We start from the raw sequence: 14,593 nt of genomic DNA, 5'->3' as shown, positions 1-14,593 counted from the left end.
CATGACCAGCCTCGACCAAGACCAGCGTGCGCGCATGGCCGACAAAATCGCCGAGATCGACCGCATCTGCGCTCAGGCGCGGATCATGCCGGTGATCACCATCGCCCGTGAGGCGGATATCCTGCCGCTGGCCGACGCCCTGGCCGCCGGTGGCCTGCGGGTGCTGGAAGTGACCCTGCGCTCGGAGCATGGCCTGGAGGCGATTCGCCGCCTGCGCGCCGAGCGTCCCGAGCTCTGCGTTGGCGCCGGTACCGTGCTGGATCAGGACATGCTTGCCGCGGCAACCGCTGCCGGTGCGCAGTTCATCGTCACGCCAGGCAGCACGCGTGAGCTGCTGCTGGCGGCGCTGGACAACCCTCTGCCCATGCTGCCAGGCGTGAGCAGTGCGTCGGATCTGATGATCGGCTACGCCCTCGGCTATCGCCGCTTCAAGCTGTTTCCGGCGGAGGTCTGCGGTGGTGTCGCGGCGCTCAAGGCGCTGTCCGGGCCTTTCGGGGGCGTGCGTTTTTGCCCAACCGGCGGCATCACTCCGGACAACCTGCAACGCTACATGGCACAGCCCAACGTGATGTGCGTGGGCGGCACCTGGATGTTCCAGCGCGAGTGGGTGGCCAACAGCGATTGGGCGCGGATCCAGCAATGCAGCGCCGAGGCTCTGCAGCTGTTGGCCTGAATAGTTTGAACGGCGTCGCAGAATGGCCGCTGCGACGCCACAGCACTGCGTATGGGTTTAAATTCTGTGTCGTAGCGGCCGCCCTGTTCGTCAGCTACTCCCTGTGCTGGCTTCAACAAAAACAATTCTCCAGCGAAACCTGAAACACCCGCAGTTGGAGAATTGTTATGAATACCTGGTTCGCTAACATCCGCGTGACCCATAAGCTGGCGCTAGGCTTCGGTATGGTGCTGGCCCTGACCTTGATCCTCGCAAGCGTTGCCTGGACCAGCATGGGCAGCCTTATCCAGCGCAGCAATTGGACTGCCGACATCAATCACCTTAGCAATCTGCTGACTGAGCTGCGTGTCGACCGTCTGCGTTACATGCTGGATAACGGTGACGAGAAGATGGCCGAGGTGGTGCAGAAATCGCTGAACAGCTACAGCGACGCGCATGCCGACGTACGCAGTCGCTTTCGCAGTGCCGAGAACGTTCGCCTGCTGAAGCAGCAGGCCGAGCAGATCGAGCTGTACCGGCAGTCCTTCAAGCGCATGGACGAGGGCTATCGCACCGCACGTGCTGCCCGCGAGCAAATGGGCAGCCTGGCGAAGCAGGCATTTGCCGAGCTTGAAAACCTGTACAAGGTCGTGCAGCAGATTCCGCAGGACGACGAGCGTCGTTTCCAGCGTTACCAGGCCGTGCGCGATGTGCGTGAACACATGCAGTTGACCCGTTATGAAGTGCGCGGCTTTACGGCCAATCCCAACGCCACTACCGAACAGGCGATGCGCACCCAGGTCGAGCGTGGCGTGCAGAGCATCGACGCGCTGGCGGCGGCCTTCGCCGGCGAGCAGGCCGGCGCCATCAGCGCTGTGCGCGCTGGTCTCGATGCCTATCAGGTGCAAGTGCAGCGCTTCAGTCAGGCCAACGACAATATCGTCGCCGCTCGTGCTGAAATGACCCAGGAAGGCTACCAGATCGTCAAGGATAACAAGGCGCTGGTACAGCTCCAGATCGACCGTCGTGACGAAGAAACCGCCACTGCGCGCAGTCTGCAGATCATCACCACGTTGCTGGCGCTGTTGTTCGGTGTGCTGGCTGCCTGGATCATCACTCGACAGATCACGCGTCCGCTGCAGGAAACCCTGGGCGCAGTCCAGCGCATCGCTGAGGGCGATCTGACCGCTACCGTGCAGGTCGAGCGTCGCGATGAGATGGGCCAGCTGCAGCAGGGTATCCAGTACATGGCCAGTACCCTGCGCGAGCTGATCTCAGGCATTCGTGACAGCGTGACGCAGATCGCCAGTGCTGCCGAGGAGTTGTCGGCGGTTACCGAGCAGACCAGCGCCGGTGCCAACAGCCAGAAGAGCGAGACCGATCAGGTTGCCACTGCCATGCACGAGATGTCGGCCACGGTGCAGGAAGTCGCGCGCAATGCGGAGCAGGCTTCGCAGGCCGCCAACCAGGCCGATGGTCAGGCACGCATGGGAGATCAGGTGGTTGCCGAGGTGATTGCGCAGATCGAGCGCCTGGCCGCCGAGGTCAGCCGTTCCAGCGAGGCGATGAATGGCCTGCAGCAGGAAAGCGACAAGATCGGCAGCGTCATGGACGTGATCAAGTCGGTGGCCGAGCAGACCAATCTGCTGGCGCTCAACGCTGCCATCGAAGCGGCGCGTGCCGGTGAGGCTGGGCGCGGTTTTGCCGTGGTCGCCGATGAAGTCCGCGGTCTGGCCCAGCGCACGCAGAAGTCCACGGAAGAGATCGAAGCCTTGATCGCCGGGCTGCAGAGCGGCACCCAGCAGGTCGCTGCGGTGATGCGCAACAGTCGCGATCTGACCGACAGCAGCGTCGAGCTGACGCGCAAGGCTGGTGACTCGCTGGGCAGCATCACCCAGGCGGTGTCCAGCATTCAGTCGATGAACCAGCAGATCGCCGCCGCAGCGGAAGAGCAGAGCGCCGTGGCCGAGGAAATCAGCCGTAGCATTCTCAGTGTGCGTGACGTTTCCGAACAGACCGCCACCGCCAGCGACGAAACGGCCAAATCCTCGGCCGAGCTGGCGCGCCTGGGCGGTCAGCTGCAAGCAATGGTCAGCCGCTTCCGCGTTTGATTGGGGGGCGGCACAGGTGCGCATGGTGCACCCTGCGGGAATTGCGCCGTTCAACCCCTAGGGTGCGCTGCGCGCACCGCCGACTATCCTGAATCTGCCGGCATGGATTCAGGAGACAGGGAATGTCCAATTACCGCCGCGCCCGTGAAGCGGGCGCCTGCCATTTCTTTACGTTGGTAAGCCACCAGCGCCTCTGCGTATTGACCGATGCGCCATTGCGCGCAGCCTTGCGCCGCGCCATCGAACGAGTCCGTTTACACCGTCCCTTCATCATCGAGGGGTGGGTACTGCTGCCCGATCATCTGCATTGTGTCTGGCGTCTGCCTGAGGGGGATGCAGATTTTGGCTCACGCTGGTCGATGATCAAGCGCCTGACTTCTCAGGCCTTGCCGGGGTTCGGTTCGATCAGTTTGAGCCGCAGTTTGCGTCGTGAGTCAGATCTGTGGCAGCGGCGCTTGTGGGAACAGCGTATTCGCGACGAAGAGGATTACCGTCGGCATATGGATTACCTGCATTTCAATCCGGTGAAGCATGGCTTGGTCGATTGCGTGGCAGATTGGCCGTGGTCCAGCTTTCATCGCTTGGTGAAGGAGGGCATGTATCCCGCAGATTGGGGCAGCGATACCAAGGTGAATGACGGTGAGTACGGCGAATGACGCGGTGCGCGCAGCACGCGCCAACTTTTTTCAGCCGGTCTGTCGATTCTTTCTTCGCCCATTCGACTACTGCACAGAACCCCGCCCTGGGTTCACTGTCAGCCGTAGGGAGACACCCTGCGCGCGACTTCGACTCGAACAAGGAGAAAGGCGATGCGTTTCATGGTGATTGTCAAGGCGACCGCGTATTCCGAAGCCGGTGCGATGCCCAGCGAAGAGTTGCTGACGGCCATGGGCCGTTACAACGAGGAGCTGGCTGCAGCGGGCGTGATCCAGGCGGCAGAAGGCTTGCACCCCAGCTCCAGGGGTGCGCGGGTGAGATTTTCCGGTGCGCAGCGCACGGTGATCGATGGCCCCTTCATGGAGACCAAGGAGCTGGTAGCCGGCTTCTGGATCTTTCAGTGCGAGTCGCTGCAGGCCTGCATCGAGTGGGTCAAGCGTTGCCCCAACCCCATGCCTGGCGAGTCCGATATCGAGATTCGGCAGATTTTCGAGGCCGAGGATTTCGGCGCCGAGTTCACCCCCGAGTTGCGCGAGCAGGAAGAACGTATTCGCGCGCGCATGAGCAGTGAAAATCAAGGAGAGTAATGATGAAGATACATGCCTACCTGATGTTCGACGGCCAGTGCGAGGAGGCCTTCAACCACTACGCCGAGGTCTTCGGCGGGAAGCTGGAGATGATGCGCTACGCTGACAGCCCCGAGGATATGGAGGTTCCGGCCGAGTACCAGCAGCGTGTCATGCACGTTTGCCTGACCGTCGGCGAACAGGTGCTGATGGCCTCCGATAATTTGCCGCAGTACCCCTATGAGGGCATCAAGGGCTGTTCCGTTTCCCTGCAGGTGGACAACGTGCCTGAGGCCGAGCGCCTGTATGAGGCATTGTCGGTTGGCGGTTCGGTGCAGATGGAGCTGCAGGCAACCTTCTGGGCGACCCGCTTCGCCATGCTCACCGACCGTTTCGGTGTGTCCTGGATGATCAACTGCGTGGTCGATAGCCAGGAGGGTTGACGGCGGCAGGGTGCAATCCGGGAAAGTGGGATTGCACCCTGCGCGGCATTGCGCGTTAGCCGCGATCAAGCGAGAAGCTCGCCGCTAAAGCGCCTCCCACAAGGCGCAGCCTCCGCGTGTGAGCGCTGCTAGGCTCCGTACGAAAAGTCGTCGAGCGAAGGTCAGGCAAGGCGAAATCGCTCGAAGAAGCGCAGTTTACGTGCTGTAAATGAGCATTCTGAGAGTGATTTCAACGCAGCATCACCGAGCGCAGGCACTTTTCGTACAAAGCCTAGCTCGCCAGCGTCAGCGGCGTGGGTTCGTGCTGCACCTGCACGCCTGCGAGAAACTCCTCGCCCCAGCGGCGGATGTCGTTGTAGCAGACGATATCGAACAGCTCGCGCAGGCGCGCCTGCGCCTCGCTCTTGGGCAGGTTCAGGGCCAGGTAGCAGGTCTGCGCCAGGTCAGCCGGGTCATGCGGGTTGGTTAGCAGCGCACCCTTGAGCTCGGCGGCGGCGCCGGCGAATTCCGATAGCACCAGCACACCACGTCCACCGAGCAGGCCTTGCGCTGCGACGAACTCCTTGGCCACCAGGTTGAGGCCGTCGCGCAGTGGGGTGATCCACATGACGTCGGCCATGGCGTACCAGGCGCTGACCTCCTCGAACGGCAAACTGCGGAAGAAGAACTGCAGCGGCGTCCAGCCGATGCGGGCGAAGCGGCCGTTGATGCGGCCGACCGCCTGTTCGATCTGGGTCTGCAGCTCGTCGTAGATGGTCATTTCCTTGGCCGCCGGCACGCACACGGTGACCAGGGTGACCTTGCCGATCAGCTCGGGGTTGTCCGCGAGCAGGCGCTCGTAGGCATTGAGCTTTTCCAGGATGCCCTTGGTGTAGTCGAGGCGCTCCACCGAGAGAATCAGCTTCACGCCCTTCATTTCCTCGCGCAGTTGCGCCATCAGTTCCTTGATCTTCGGCGCTTCCAGGGCGTTGCGTACGCGCTCGATGTCCAGGCCGACCGGATGGGCGCCGAGTTTGACCTGGCGGGTGCCGGTATCCAGCGCGGTGGTCATGCGCTCCAGACCCACGGCGCAGCCATAGGTGATGAAGCGCGGTGCGCAGTTCTGCCGTTCCAGGGTTTTCAGCGGGAACACGCCACGGGCGACGTCGACGAAGTTCTCCACCTGGCGTGGGATATGGAAGCCGATGTAGTCGCACTGCAGCAGGCTGCCGACGATCTGTCGGCGCCACGGCAGCACGTTGAACACGTCCGCCGAGGGGAAGTAGGTATGGTGGAAGAAGGCGATGCGCAGGTCCGGGCGCAGCTCGCGCAGGTAGGCCGGCACCATCCACAGGTTGTAGTCGTGCAGCCAGACGATGGCGCCTTCGGCGGCTTCCAGTGCGGTGCGTTCGGCGAAGGCGCGGTTGACCTTGCAGAACACCTGCCAGTCGTCCTCGTTGAAGGTGGCGCGTTCCCAGAAGGTGTGCAGCGTCGGCCAGAAGGCTTCCTTGGAAAAGCGCTTGTAGAAGATGTCGACTTCTTCCTTGCTCAGCTTGACCCGCGCGGCGGTGAGCTTGGGATAGCGTTCGGCGTCCACCGTGGTGTGGCTGTCGAACGGCTCGTCGTCATTCTCATGCACCGCCCAGGCAACCCAGGACCCGGGGCGGCCATCGCCGAAGAAGCTGAGCAGGGTGGGAATGATGCCGTTGGGCGAGGTCGGGCGACGACGCTGCAGCTTGCCGGCGGCATTGCGGTATTCCTCATAGGGCAGGCGGTGATAGACCATCACCAGCTCGGCCTTGCCCGGTTGTGCGGCCTGGCGGCGTTCGGCGGCGATACCGTGTTCACCGAGAAAACCGAAATGGGCGAAGGCCTCGAGAATGCCGCCGCAACCCGGGCGCTCGGCGTGCAGGGTGCGCGAGTGGCTGCGCGTGGCTTCCAGCAGGGCGGTTTCCGACTGGCCGACGCACACGCCGTGGAAGCTGGAACTGAGCATGGACAGGTCATTGAGCGTATCGCCAGCGGCCAGCACCTGGTCGTGGCTCAGCTCCAGCCAGTCGGCCAGGGCCTGCAGGCTGCTGCCTTTGTTCACGCCCTTGGGCAAAAAATCCAGGTACAGCTCGGCGGAGTAGAGCAGGTCGCAACCCAGCTCGTCAGCGATCTGGCGCAGTTGTGGATTGCCCGCCTGTTCGGGCGTGCAGAAGTAGGAGCAGCGGCGCGCCTGCGGCACGTCCTGGCGCTCCAGGCCGAATGGCTCGACGGCCCCGGCGACCTGGGTCTCACCGGGCCAGCGGGTATCGACCAGGCTCTGCAATTGCTGGATCGGTTGCAGGCTATCGCCATGCACCAGGGTCGCGCCGACGTCGGCGATGATGTAGTCCGGCTGCGGCAGCGTCGGGTCCGCCAGTAGTGGCAGCACGGCCTCCAGGCTGCGCCCGGTGACATAGGCGAGCTTGATCTCCGGGTGCGCGGCGATGGTCTGATAGAGGCTCAGACGATCTTCGGGATTGCCAGCGAGAAAGGTTCCATCCAGGTCGGTAGCTAATAGCATCGTTGTTTCTCCAGAAGTGGCCGGTACGGTTCTGCTCGATTGTGAGCGGCCGACGGGCCGGGTTTCTGGCTGCTTGGGGTAGGCTCAAGGCCTTGCCGAAACAGCCTTTAAGAACCTGTCCCGAGACTGCTGCGCGTATGCCGTGCTGCGTTGTAGCCGAGCTCAGAATGCTCATTTACAACTCGTAAAGTCGAACGCGACTCCGATCGCTTCTTCGCTCGACTTCGCTTTGCCTGGCTCTAGCTCGCGAGTCTTTGAACAGGTTCTATGACTTCAGGACTGAGTTGTCTCCTCCGTCGAATCATGGGGTGGTGCATCGGGCATCAGCTCAAGCACGGTAGGGCTGGTGCGCAGCATCGGTACGAAGTGCGCAGCGTCGCCAGTCACCAGGTCGCTGACGTGGCGCAGCCGGTAAAGGGTATAGGCAGCCAGCAGACCGAGGGTGCAGGCGAAATACAGCGGCAATGCACCGGCGCCCAGCTGTTCCATCAGTACGCCGGCCAGCAGCGGCCCGCATACCGAACCGATACCGTTGACCATCAGCAGGCTGGCGGAGCCGGAAAGAATCTCGTCGCTGCGTAGCTGGTCGATCAGTTGTGCCACGGCGATGGGGTAGATGGCGAAGGCCAGGCCGCCCCAGATGAAGATCGCGCCGAGTAGCAGCGGCCCGGCTGGCAACAGGCTCATGACCAGTGCCAGGACCACGGCCAGGACCACGACCCAGAACAGCACCTGGCGGCGGTCGTGGCGGTCGGAGTAGATGCCGATGGGCCACTGCAGCAGGGCGCCGCCGAGAATGGTCGCGGTCATCAGCAGACCGACGCCGGGCGTATCGAAGCCGGCCAGGCTGGCGTAGACCGGCGCCATGCCCCAGAAGGCGCCGAGCGCCAGGCCGGACAGGCCTGCAGCGACGATGGCCAGCGGCGCGATACCCCACAGCTGGCGCAGGTTGCTCGGCAGCGTTTCCGGCAGGCTCGGCTGTGTCTGCCGGGTGAGAGTGATGGGCATCAGTGCGGCGCTGATCAGGATGGCAGCGATGGCGAACAGGGTGAACTGCACCGGATCAGCCAGGTGCAGCAGTTGTTGGGCCAGTGCCAATGCACCGAGGTTGACTGCCATGTACACGGCAAAAATCTGGCCGCGTTTCTCATTGGGCGCCTGGGCGTTGAGCCAGCTCTCGATGACCATGTACAGCGTCACCAGGGCCAGGCCGTAGAGCACGCGCAAACCCAGCCAGACCCACGGGTCGATCAGCAGCAGGTGGAGCAGGGCGGCGATTGCGGCCAGCGCTGCGCAACAGGCGAACGCGCGAATGTGCCCGATGCGTCTGACCAGCGGAGTCGCCAGCCAGGTGCCGAGAAGGAACCCGACGAAGTACCCGGACATGATCAGTCCGAGCATCGTGGTGGAGTAGCCTTCGGCGACGCCACGCAGGGTCAGTAGGGTGTTGAGCAGGCCATTGCCGAGCAGGAGTAACGCGACCCCGCTCAGCAATGAGCTGATGGGGGCAATCAGGGACCACATGCGAACTACCCTAGGGAACTGTGCCCCTGATAGCAAGCATGAAGCACGCCATGGATTTCGTTATGCATTAGTAAGTTATTGATTTTTAATGATTATTTTTGCTGATAAACGGTCGTGCAATTTTTTCGAGGCAAAACTCGCCCCATCATGGGGCTTGGCTTGCGACCTGCAGGGGCATCAGCGGCTGGTCTGCGCCTTGCAACGTACGATTGATGCGCGCGATGAAGTCGTTGATTTCTTCACGTTCGCGACGCTCGCTCAGATGTCGTTCGGCGGTATCTCGCACGCTGCGCGCATGGCGCAGCAGGTCGGCGCGTTGCTGGGGGCTGGCGGGGCGGTGCAGCAGGTTCTTGAAGGCTTGCAGCAGGCTGACCAGGACGCTGAGGTCTGCTGCACCGTAGGCGCGTATCGGCCCCAATAGTTGCAGCAGCAACTGGTCCAACGACAGTTCCCGATAGCACAGCCTTGGCGGCTCGTCGGGCAGGCTGGCGAAGTCGCGTTCGGGCAGCGCCAGGCGTCTGCTCAGCAGCACGCTGAGTAGATCCACCGTCTTGATTGCCGTGCCCGGATCGTTGATACCGGGGCTCAGCGCCTTCACCGCGATCTCCGACATCTGCCGGCAGCCGAAGAAGTAATGGCTGCTGGCGTACTCTTCGATGAAGAAGTCGAAGCAGTCGAGCAGTTGCTGGCAGGTGGCCTCGTCCAGCGGGCGTTCCAGGCGAAACAGCGGGTGCCCCTCGCTGACGAAGAAACCGCGGTGGGCGAGTACGGTCATCCGTACCTGGTGGCGCTGCAGCAGCACGTTGACCTCGTTGACGTTGAGTTCCTTGAAGTAGCCGTTGCGCTGCGCGTTGACCGTGACCCAGTCGCTGTCGTCCGGCCACTGTGGCTCGGCGTCGTACGAGGCCGCGCCAAGGCTGCAGGCGTCGAGCTTCTCCAGGCTGGCGCCGTAGAGGTTGCTGAGGATGTGTTCGACCTGAATCGACTGCGAGATCGAGCGGATGAAGTGCACGAACAAGCCCAGGCAGGTGATGCCCAGCACCAGGGTGATCAGCACGCCCAGGCTCGGTACGCGGTCGCTGTCGCCCTGTTCGATGGTGGTGATCAGCAGTAGCGCGTAGAGGATGCTGCCGAGGTAGATGCCCAGGGTCTTCTGGTGGCCCTTGCTGCTGATCAGCCCCGGAATCACCCGCGGCGAAAGCGAGGCCGCGGCGTTGTTGAGCACCACCATGACCATCGAGAAGCTGAACACCATCAGCGACAGAATGCCGGCCACCAGGGTGCCGAGAATCAGCCTGGCATTGTCGGCGTTGCGCACCAGGCCAAGGTCGAACTGCTTTTTGAGCGACATTATCCAGGGCTGGTATTCCGCGGCCATGGTCAGCAGGCAGAGCACGAAGAAGCCGATGGCGATCAGCGTCGGGTAGAACGCCAGGCTGTGAATGATGCGCTGGTAGGCGCGAAACAGGATGTTGCTGGGTACGGCCATTGGCGAGTCCGTCGTGAATGGCGATGACCGCACTATAGCGCTGAAGATGGCAGGCGGCAGGTCTTAAAGACCTTCGCCTGCTGCCTCAGTTCACGTACACCCGAGCGATGGCGCTGGCCAGTTGATCCAGCCTGCCGGCATCCAGCCCGGCGACGTTGGCGCGACCACTGCCGACCATGTACACGCTGAATTCCTCGCGCAGGCGTTGCACCTGCAGCGGCGACAGACCGGTGTAAGAGAACATGCCGCGCTGCTCGGCGATGTGCGCGAAGCGCTCGCCCAAGCCGTGTGGGGCCAGTGCGTCGACCAGGCCGCGACGCAGGCTGGCAACCCGCAGGCGCATGCTTTCCAGTTCCTCCTGCCACAGGCGGTTGAGGTCGTCGTCGGCGAGGATCTGCGCGACTACCGCAGCGCCGTGGGCAGGTGGCGTCGACCACAGGTTGCGGGCGATGGATGCCAGTTGGCTGCGGATGTCGACGAGCTTCCCGGCTTCGCCAGCGCAGACGATCAGGGCACCGGTGCGCTCGCGATACAGGCCGAAGTTCTTCGAGCAGGAACTGGTGATCAGCAGTTCGGGCAGCTCGGCGGCGAACAGACGTACCGCCCAGGCATCCTCTTCCAGACCGTCACCGAAGCCCTGGTAGGCAAAGTCGATCAGCGGCAGCAGTTCGCGTGCCTTGACCACTTCCAGCACGCGTTTCCAGTCATGCGGGGCGAGGTCGAAGCCGGTCGGGTTGTGGCAGCAGGCATGCAGCAAGACCACGTCGCCCTTGGGCAGGTGGGCCAGGGTGGCGATCATGGCCTCCACGTCGAGACGGTTGTCGCTGCCGACATAGGGGTAGTGACCGACCTTGAGCCCGGCCTCGGCGAACAGGGTTTCATGGATCGGCCAGGTCGGATCGCTCAGCCAGATGCCACGCCCTGGCAGACAGTGGTGGATGAAATCGCCAGCCAGGCGCAGAGCGCCGGTGCCGCCCGGCGTTTGCGTCGCGCCGGCGCGCTGCTCGGCGAGCAATGCCGAGTCCGCACCCAGCACCAGCTGGCTCAAGAGCGTGCCGAACGCGGCGTCGCCATGGCCGCCGATGTAGGTCTTGCTCTGTTCGATGTCGATCAGGCGCTGCTCGGCCAGTTTCACTGCACGGGGAATCGGTGTCAGGCCCTGGGCGTCCTTGTAGACGCCAACGCCGAGGTCGAGGCGTGCCGGGTTGCTGTCGAGGCGATAGGCCTCCATCAGGCTGAGGATGGGGTCGCCCGGCACGCGGGCGACCTTGGCGAAATGGCTCACTTGCGGCCCTCGGCGCGGGCGGCCAGTACATCGGTACGCGCAGCCATGATGAAGTCATTACGGTGCAGGCCGCGCATTTCGTGGCTCCACCAGGTGACGGTGACCTTACCCCATTCGGTGAGCAGGGCCGGGTGGTGGCCGACTTCCTCGGCGATGGCGCCAACGGCGTTGGTGAAAGCCAGGGCATGGCGGAAGTTCTTGAACAGGTACACGCGCTCCAGCTCCATGTGGTCGCCGCGTACCTCGATATTCCAGTCGGGGATCTCGCGGATCAGCTCGGCCAGTTCCTCATCGGACACTTTCGGCGCATCGGCGCGGCAGGCTTCGCATTGGGCTTGGGCAAGGCTCATGGGGTTCTCCTGTTTTTTGGCCCGGATGAAAACCGGGTCGATGTCTGCGAGCCGCTCCGGACTTGATCCGGGCTACTCGCTCGTGTGTGGCAGCCGCGCCCAGGCAGCGAAGCGAGAGGGCAGCGGCAGCCGTGGGCAAGAGCGCGTCACGGTCTACGCGGCTTTCGGTGGAAACTTCGGCGCGTGCAGGCCTAACTGCATGGCCTGCTGCACCAGCGCCATGATGTCTTGCTGAGCCAACTCGAACAGGCGCTTGAGCTGCGGCAGAACGAAGTACACCGGCTGCAGGATATCGATGCGATAGGGCGTGCGCATCGCCTCCAGTGGATCGAAGGTTTGATGCTCGGGCATATCGGACAGCGCGTAGAGCGTTTCCTTCGGCGAAGAGAGGATACCGCCACCATAGATGCGCCGGCCTGCTGGAGTGTCAAGCAGGCCGAACTCGATGGTCAGCCAGTACAGGCGCGCCAGATAGACGCGCTGCTCTTTGGTGGCCTTGAGGCCGAGCTTGCCGTAGGTGTGGGTGAATTCGGCAAACCAGGGATTGGTCAGCATGGGGCAATGGCCGAATATCTCATGGAAGATATCCGGCTCCTGCAGGTAGTCCAGTTCTTCGGGCGTGCGAATGAAGGTGGCGACGGGAAACTGCTTGCTGGCCAGCAGCTCGAAGAAGGTCTGGAAGGGAATCAGCGCCGGTACCCGCGCCACCCGCCACCCGGTAGCGGTTTCGAGCACGCGATTGATTTCACTTAGCTGCGGGATACGCTCGAGTGGCAGGCCGAGCTGCTCGATGCCATCCAGATATTCCTGGCAGGCGCGGTTCTGGATCACCTCCAGTTGGCGAGTGATCAGGGTGTTCCACACCCGATGCTCGCGTTCCGGGTAATGGATAAAGCCACTCTCGTCCGGTTCCCGGGCTAGGTACTGCGTGCTCTTCATCGTTGCCTCCTGCTGGGGCTGTTGTTCTTGTTGAGTTCCAGCATGGTGCCGGCGACGCCTGTGGGCCAGAGGTCGGCAGTGCAGGAGGACGGTGTGATGCGAGTAGTTCGTAACTATTTCTTTACTCTTTTGCCCAGTGTCCGGCTGATGTGGGTTCGTTTTCGATTGCCTGTAAACTTTTCATTACGATATTTTCTGGCGACAGTGATTTCGGCTTTACTTGCGCTGCCTGATTCCTGCCTGTGCTCCATGTGCGTATCGAGGGTCGTGGTGCCAGCTGATTGACTGGATTGTCATATGTCATTTCTGGACTGGTTTGATGTTGGGTTCGCTACGCGAAAAGCCCCAACCCCTAATTACAACTTCAAACTTTTCGTGACGTTTTGCCGAGGCTTCAGCCACTTAACTGGGTTGTTGATTTGCATGGCGAACGCATGTCAGTGAAAAAAGCCAGTTCAGTACGTCGATATATCTCATGTAGTACGGCGCCGCCGCTGAGGGAATAACGGATGTGACTCGCGCTATGAGTGATTGCCTGATTGCGGGGGATGATAACGGTTGGATAAATGAAGTGAGCTTTCGATTGCAGTTCAAGTTGCCTGGTAATTGCCTGGGCCGATCTTAATATATTGAGTTTTCTTGGAATTAGCAGCGGGGGAAATAAAGTAACCACCTGGCGCCGTACGAGTAGCCTTACAGGTGCTCTCGAAATTTCAGCGAAACGATGCCCTGTTCTGTAAGTATATTTTTACGTCATGAAAAGTTTACAGGCTGACCGTGTGGATAATTACGGGTAGATCAGTTTTTAATTGCGCCGCACATGTGTAACAAAATGTTTCTCGATAGTGGTCAATTAATCCGTAAGCAAATTGCTACACCCTGACATGACGTCCCGTGAGGCCTGCCCGTGGGGCGATGGTGACCCTACAGGATCGAGGTGGGGCGCTGCGTTTTGGGTGCATTATTTCAATCAAGAACGCCTGAAACATGGCGTCATTGACTTGTCGGTCACGGATGCCCTGGGCTATAAAAATTCCAATTCCTGCAGGAGGGGGCAGGGATTCGAACCTTTCGCGAATCTTTCATTCTGTATTGTGACGTTTTATTGACGTATTCGCCGCTTTCACGGATGAGAATGATCGTGTTTATGTTTATATTTCTGGAGTACAGGGCATGGAAACGAAGGTACTGACGGCGGCGGGTTTCAATGTTTATACGGAGATGTATTGGTGCGGAGAGCAGGCCAAGACGGTATTGCTCATCAATGGCGCTCTGTCCACGACGGGATCTTTCGGGCAAACAGTAAAGTACTTGCAGCCTCATTTTAATCTTGTGTTGTTCGATCTTCCCTTTGCCGGGAAGTCACGTGAGCACAATGCGCTCGGGCGTGTGGTCAGCAAGGAAGATGAAGTTCGTATTATTCTGGATCTTATCGAACGTTTTCAGGTCAATTTTTTATTGTCGGTATCCTGGGGTGGGGTATCGGCCATGTTGGCGCTTGCTGAATCTCCACCAAGCGTCGAGCGGGCGATCATCAGTTCGTTTTCCCCGGTCATCAATGAAGCGATGCGGGACTATCTCGACAAGGGGCAGGCTTACCTGGCGACCCGGGACAAGAGAAAGATCGGCAGCCTGCTCAATGATACGGTGGGCAAATACTTGCCGCGCCTGTTCAAACTCTACAACTTCAAGCACTTGATCAGTCTGGCCGAGCACGAATACCGGCAGATCGAGTTCCATATTGCCCAGGTCCGTGAACTCAGTGCCAAAAATTATGTGGAGCGCTTTGCCCAGATAAAAATCCCGGTATTGTTCGTCAATGGTGAGCGGGACGAATACACCACGGCAGCGGATGCGCGGCAGTTCGCCCACTATGTCGCGGACAGCCATTTCACGGTGGTCCAGGGGGCAGGGCATTTTCTCGATCTGGAGAGCAAATCGGCCTGGCTTGCATCGCGTGAGTCGGCGCTGTCTTTCTTCGGTGCCGAGGTCGCTACGCGGGTGTTTCCGGAGCTGTCACCGTCGTTGGTGTGATTTGCAGAGGGCG

General features: G+C 61.3%; 12 protein-coding genes. 6 read left to right on the top strand and 6 right to left on the bottom strand.

Translation table 11 applies throughout. The annotated features are described in order from the left end of the window. Position 1 precedes the first annotated feature (1 nt). From ACN8M7_RS11390 to ACN8M7_RS11370, 5 genes are all read left to right on the top strand, one after another. Positions 2 to 673: a bifunctional 4-hydroxy-2-oxoglutarate aldolase/2-dehydro-3-deoxy-phosphogluconate aldolase gene (locus ACN8M7_RS11390; RefSeq protein ID WP_490260835.1), complete on the top strand. Its 672-nt coding sequence runs from the start codon at positions 2 to 4 to the stop codon at positions 671 to 673. Between the two features lie 167 nt (positions 674 to 840). After that, on the top strand, positions 841 to 2,763 hold the full coding sequence (locus ACN8M7_RS11385; RefSeq protein WP_490260834.1) for a methyl-accepting chemotaxis protein: 1,923 nt from the start codon (positions 841 to 843) through the stop codon (positions 2,761 to 2,763). Between the two features lie 122 nt (positions 2,764 to 2,885). Beyond that, the gene (locus ACN8M7_RS11380; protein WP_490260833.1) at positions 2,886 to 3,419 is read left to right on the top strand and encodes an REP-associated tyrosine transposase; all 534 of its coding nucleotides are present in this window, start codon (positions 2,886 to 2,888) and stop codon (positions 3,417 to 3,419) included. Positions 3,420 to 3,572: 153 nt separating this feature from the next. Beyond that, entirely contained in the window at positions 3,573 to 4,007 is a 435-nt protein-coding gene (locus ACN8M7_RS11375; RefSeq protein ID WP_061237848.1) for a YciI family protein, read from the top strand. Between the two features lie 2 nt (positions 4,008 to 4,009). Further along, positions 4,010 to 4,429, top strand: a complete 420-nt coding sequence (locus tag ACN8M7_RS11370) for a VOC family protein (RefSeq protein ID WP_061237849.1) — start codon at positions 4,010 to 4,012, stop codon at positions 4,427 to 4,429. 271 nt (positions 4,430 to 4,700) lie between these two features. Here the strand turns inward: ACN8M7_RS11370 and ggpS are convergent, their stop codons facing one another. The 6 genes from ggpS to phhA all read right to left on the bottom strand — a co-directional run bounded on the left by ggpS (position 4,701) and on the right by phhA (position 12,615). Beyond that, positions 4,701 to 6,959 carry a glucosylglycerol-phosphate synthase gene (gene ggpS, locus ACN8M7_RS11365; protein WP_490260832.1) on the bottom strand — a complete coding sequence of 753 codons (2,259 nt, stop codon included), beginning with the start codon at positions 6,957 to 6,959 and terminating at the stop codon, positions 4,701 to 4,703. A gap of 273 nt (positions 6,960 to 7,232) precedes the next feature. Continuing rightward, complete coding sequence (locus ACN8M7_RS11360; RefSeq protein ID WP_490260831.1) at positions 7,233 to 8,483, bottom strand: MFS transporter; 1,251 nt, start codon at positions 8,481 to 8,483, stop codon at positions 7,233 to 7,235. Between the two features lie 145 nt (positions 8,484 to 8,628). Continuing rightward, positions 8,629 to 9,972 (bottom strand): DUF2254 domain-containing protein, encoded by a 1,344-nt coding sequence (locus ACN8M7_RS11355; RefSeq protein WP_490260830.1) that lies wholly within the window; start codon positions 9,970 to 9,972, stop codon positions 8,629 to 8,631. 85 nt (positions 9,973 to 10,057) lie between these two features. Beyond that, positions 10,058 to 11,257: an amino acid aminotransferase gene (locus ACN8M7_RS11350; RefSeq protein ID WP_490260829.1), complete on the bottom strand. Its 1,200-nt coding sequence runs from the start codon at positions 11,255 to 11,257 to the stop codon at positions 10,058 to 10,060. After that, the gene (locus ACN8M7_RS11345) at positions 11,254 to 11,607 is read right to left on the bottom strand and encodes a 4a-hydroxytetrahydrobiopterin dehydratase (protein ID WP_490260828.1); all 354 of its coding nucleotides are present in this window, start codon (positions 11,605 to 11,607) and stop codon (positions 11,254 to 11,256) included. Before ACN8M7_RS11345 ends, ACN8M7_RS11350 begins: the two co-directional genes overlap by 4 nt. 153 nt (positions 11,608 to 11,760) lie before the next feature. Beyond that, positions 11,761 to 12,615, bottom strand: a complete 855-nt coding sequence (phhA, locus tag ACN8M7_RS11340) for a phenylalanine 4-monooxygenase (RefSeq protein WP_490261013.1) — start codon at positions 12,613 to 12,615, stop codon at positions 11,761 to 11,763. A gap of 1,104 nt (positions 12,616 to 13,719) precedes the next feature. On the opposite strand from phhA, the gene ACN8M7_RS11335 reads away from it, so the two are divergent. Then, positions 13,720 to 14,580: an alpha/beta fold hydrolase gene (locus ACN8M7_RS11335; protein ID WP_490260827.1), complete on the top strand. Its 861-nt coding sequence runs from the start codon at positions 13,720 to 13,722 to the stop codon at positions 14,578 to 14,580. Positions 14,581 to 14,593 lie beyond the last annotated feature (13 nt).

The sequence above is a fragment of the Pseudomonas spartinae genome, assembly GCF_965197125.1.
Classification (GTDB): domain Bacteria; phylum Pseudomonadota; class Gammaproteobacteria; order Pseudomonadales; family Pseudomonadaceae; genus Aquipseudomonas; species Aquipseudomonas composti_A.
Note: the sequence above shows the minus strand (reverse complement) of the source record. Positions and strands in the feature narration are given on the sequence as shown.

Coding starts and splice junctions, on each gene's coding strand:
- ACN8M7_RS11355 (WP_490260830.1), bottom strand. CDS start 9,972: ATGGCCGTACCCAGCAACATCCTGTTTCGCGCCTACCAGCGCATCATT.
- ACN8M7_RS11375 (WP_061237848.1), top strand. CDS start 3,573: ATGCGTTTCATGGTGATTGTCAAGGCGACCGCGTATTCCGAAGCCGGT.
- ACN8M7_RS11345 (WP_490260828.1), bottom strand. CDS start 11,607: ATGAGCCTTGCCCAAGCCCAATGCGAAGCCTGCCGCGCCGATGCGCCG.
- ACN8M7_RS11360 (WP_490260831.1), bottom strand. CDS start 8,483: ATGTGGTCCCTGATTGCCCCCATCAGCTCATTGCTGAGCGGGGTCGCG.
- ACN8M7_RS11370 (WP_061237849.1), top strand. CDS start 4,010: ATGAAGATACATGCCTACCTGATGTTCGACGGCCAGTGCGAGGAGGCC.
- ACN8M7_RS11385 (WP_490260834.1), top strand. CDS start 841: ATGAATACCTGGTTCGCTAACATCCGCGTGACCCATAAGCTGGCGCTA.
- ACN8M7_RS11380 (WP_490260833.1), top strand. CDS start 2,886: ATGTCCAATTACCGCCGCGCCCGTGAAGCGGGCGCCTGCCATTTCTTT.
- ACN8M7_RS11335 (WP_490260827.1), top strand. CDS start 13,720: ATGGAAACGAAGGTACTGACGGCGGCGGGTTTCAATGTTTATACGGAG.
- ACN8M7_RS11390 (WP_490260835.1), top strand. CDS start 2: ATGACCAGCCTCGACCAAGACCAGCGTGCGCGCATGGCCGACAAAATC.
- ggpS (WP_490260832.1), bottom strand. CDS start 6,959: ATGCTATTAGCTACCGACCTGGATGGAACCTTTCTCGCTGGCAATCCC.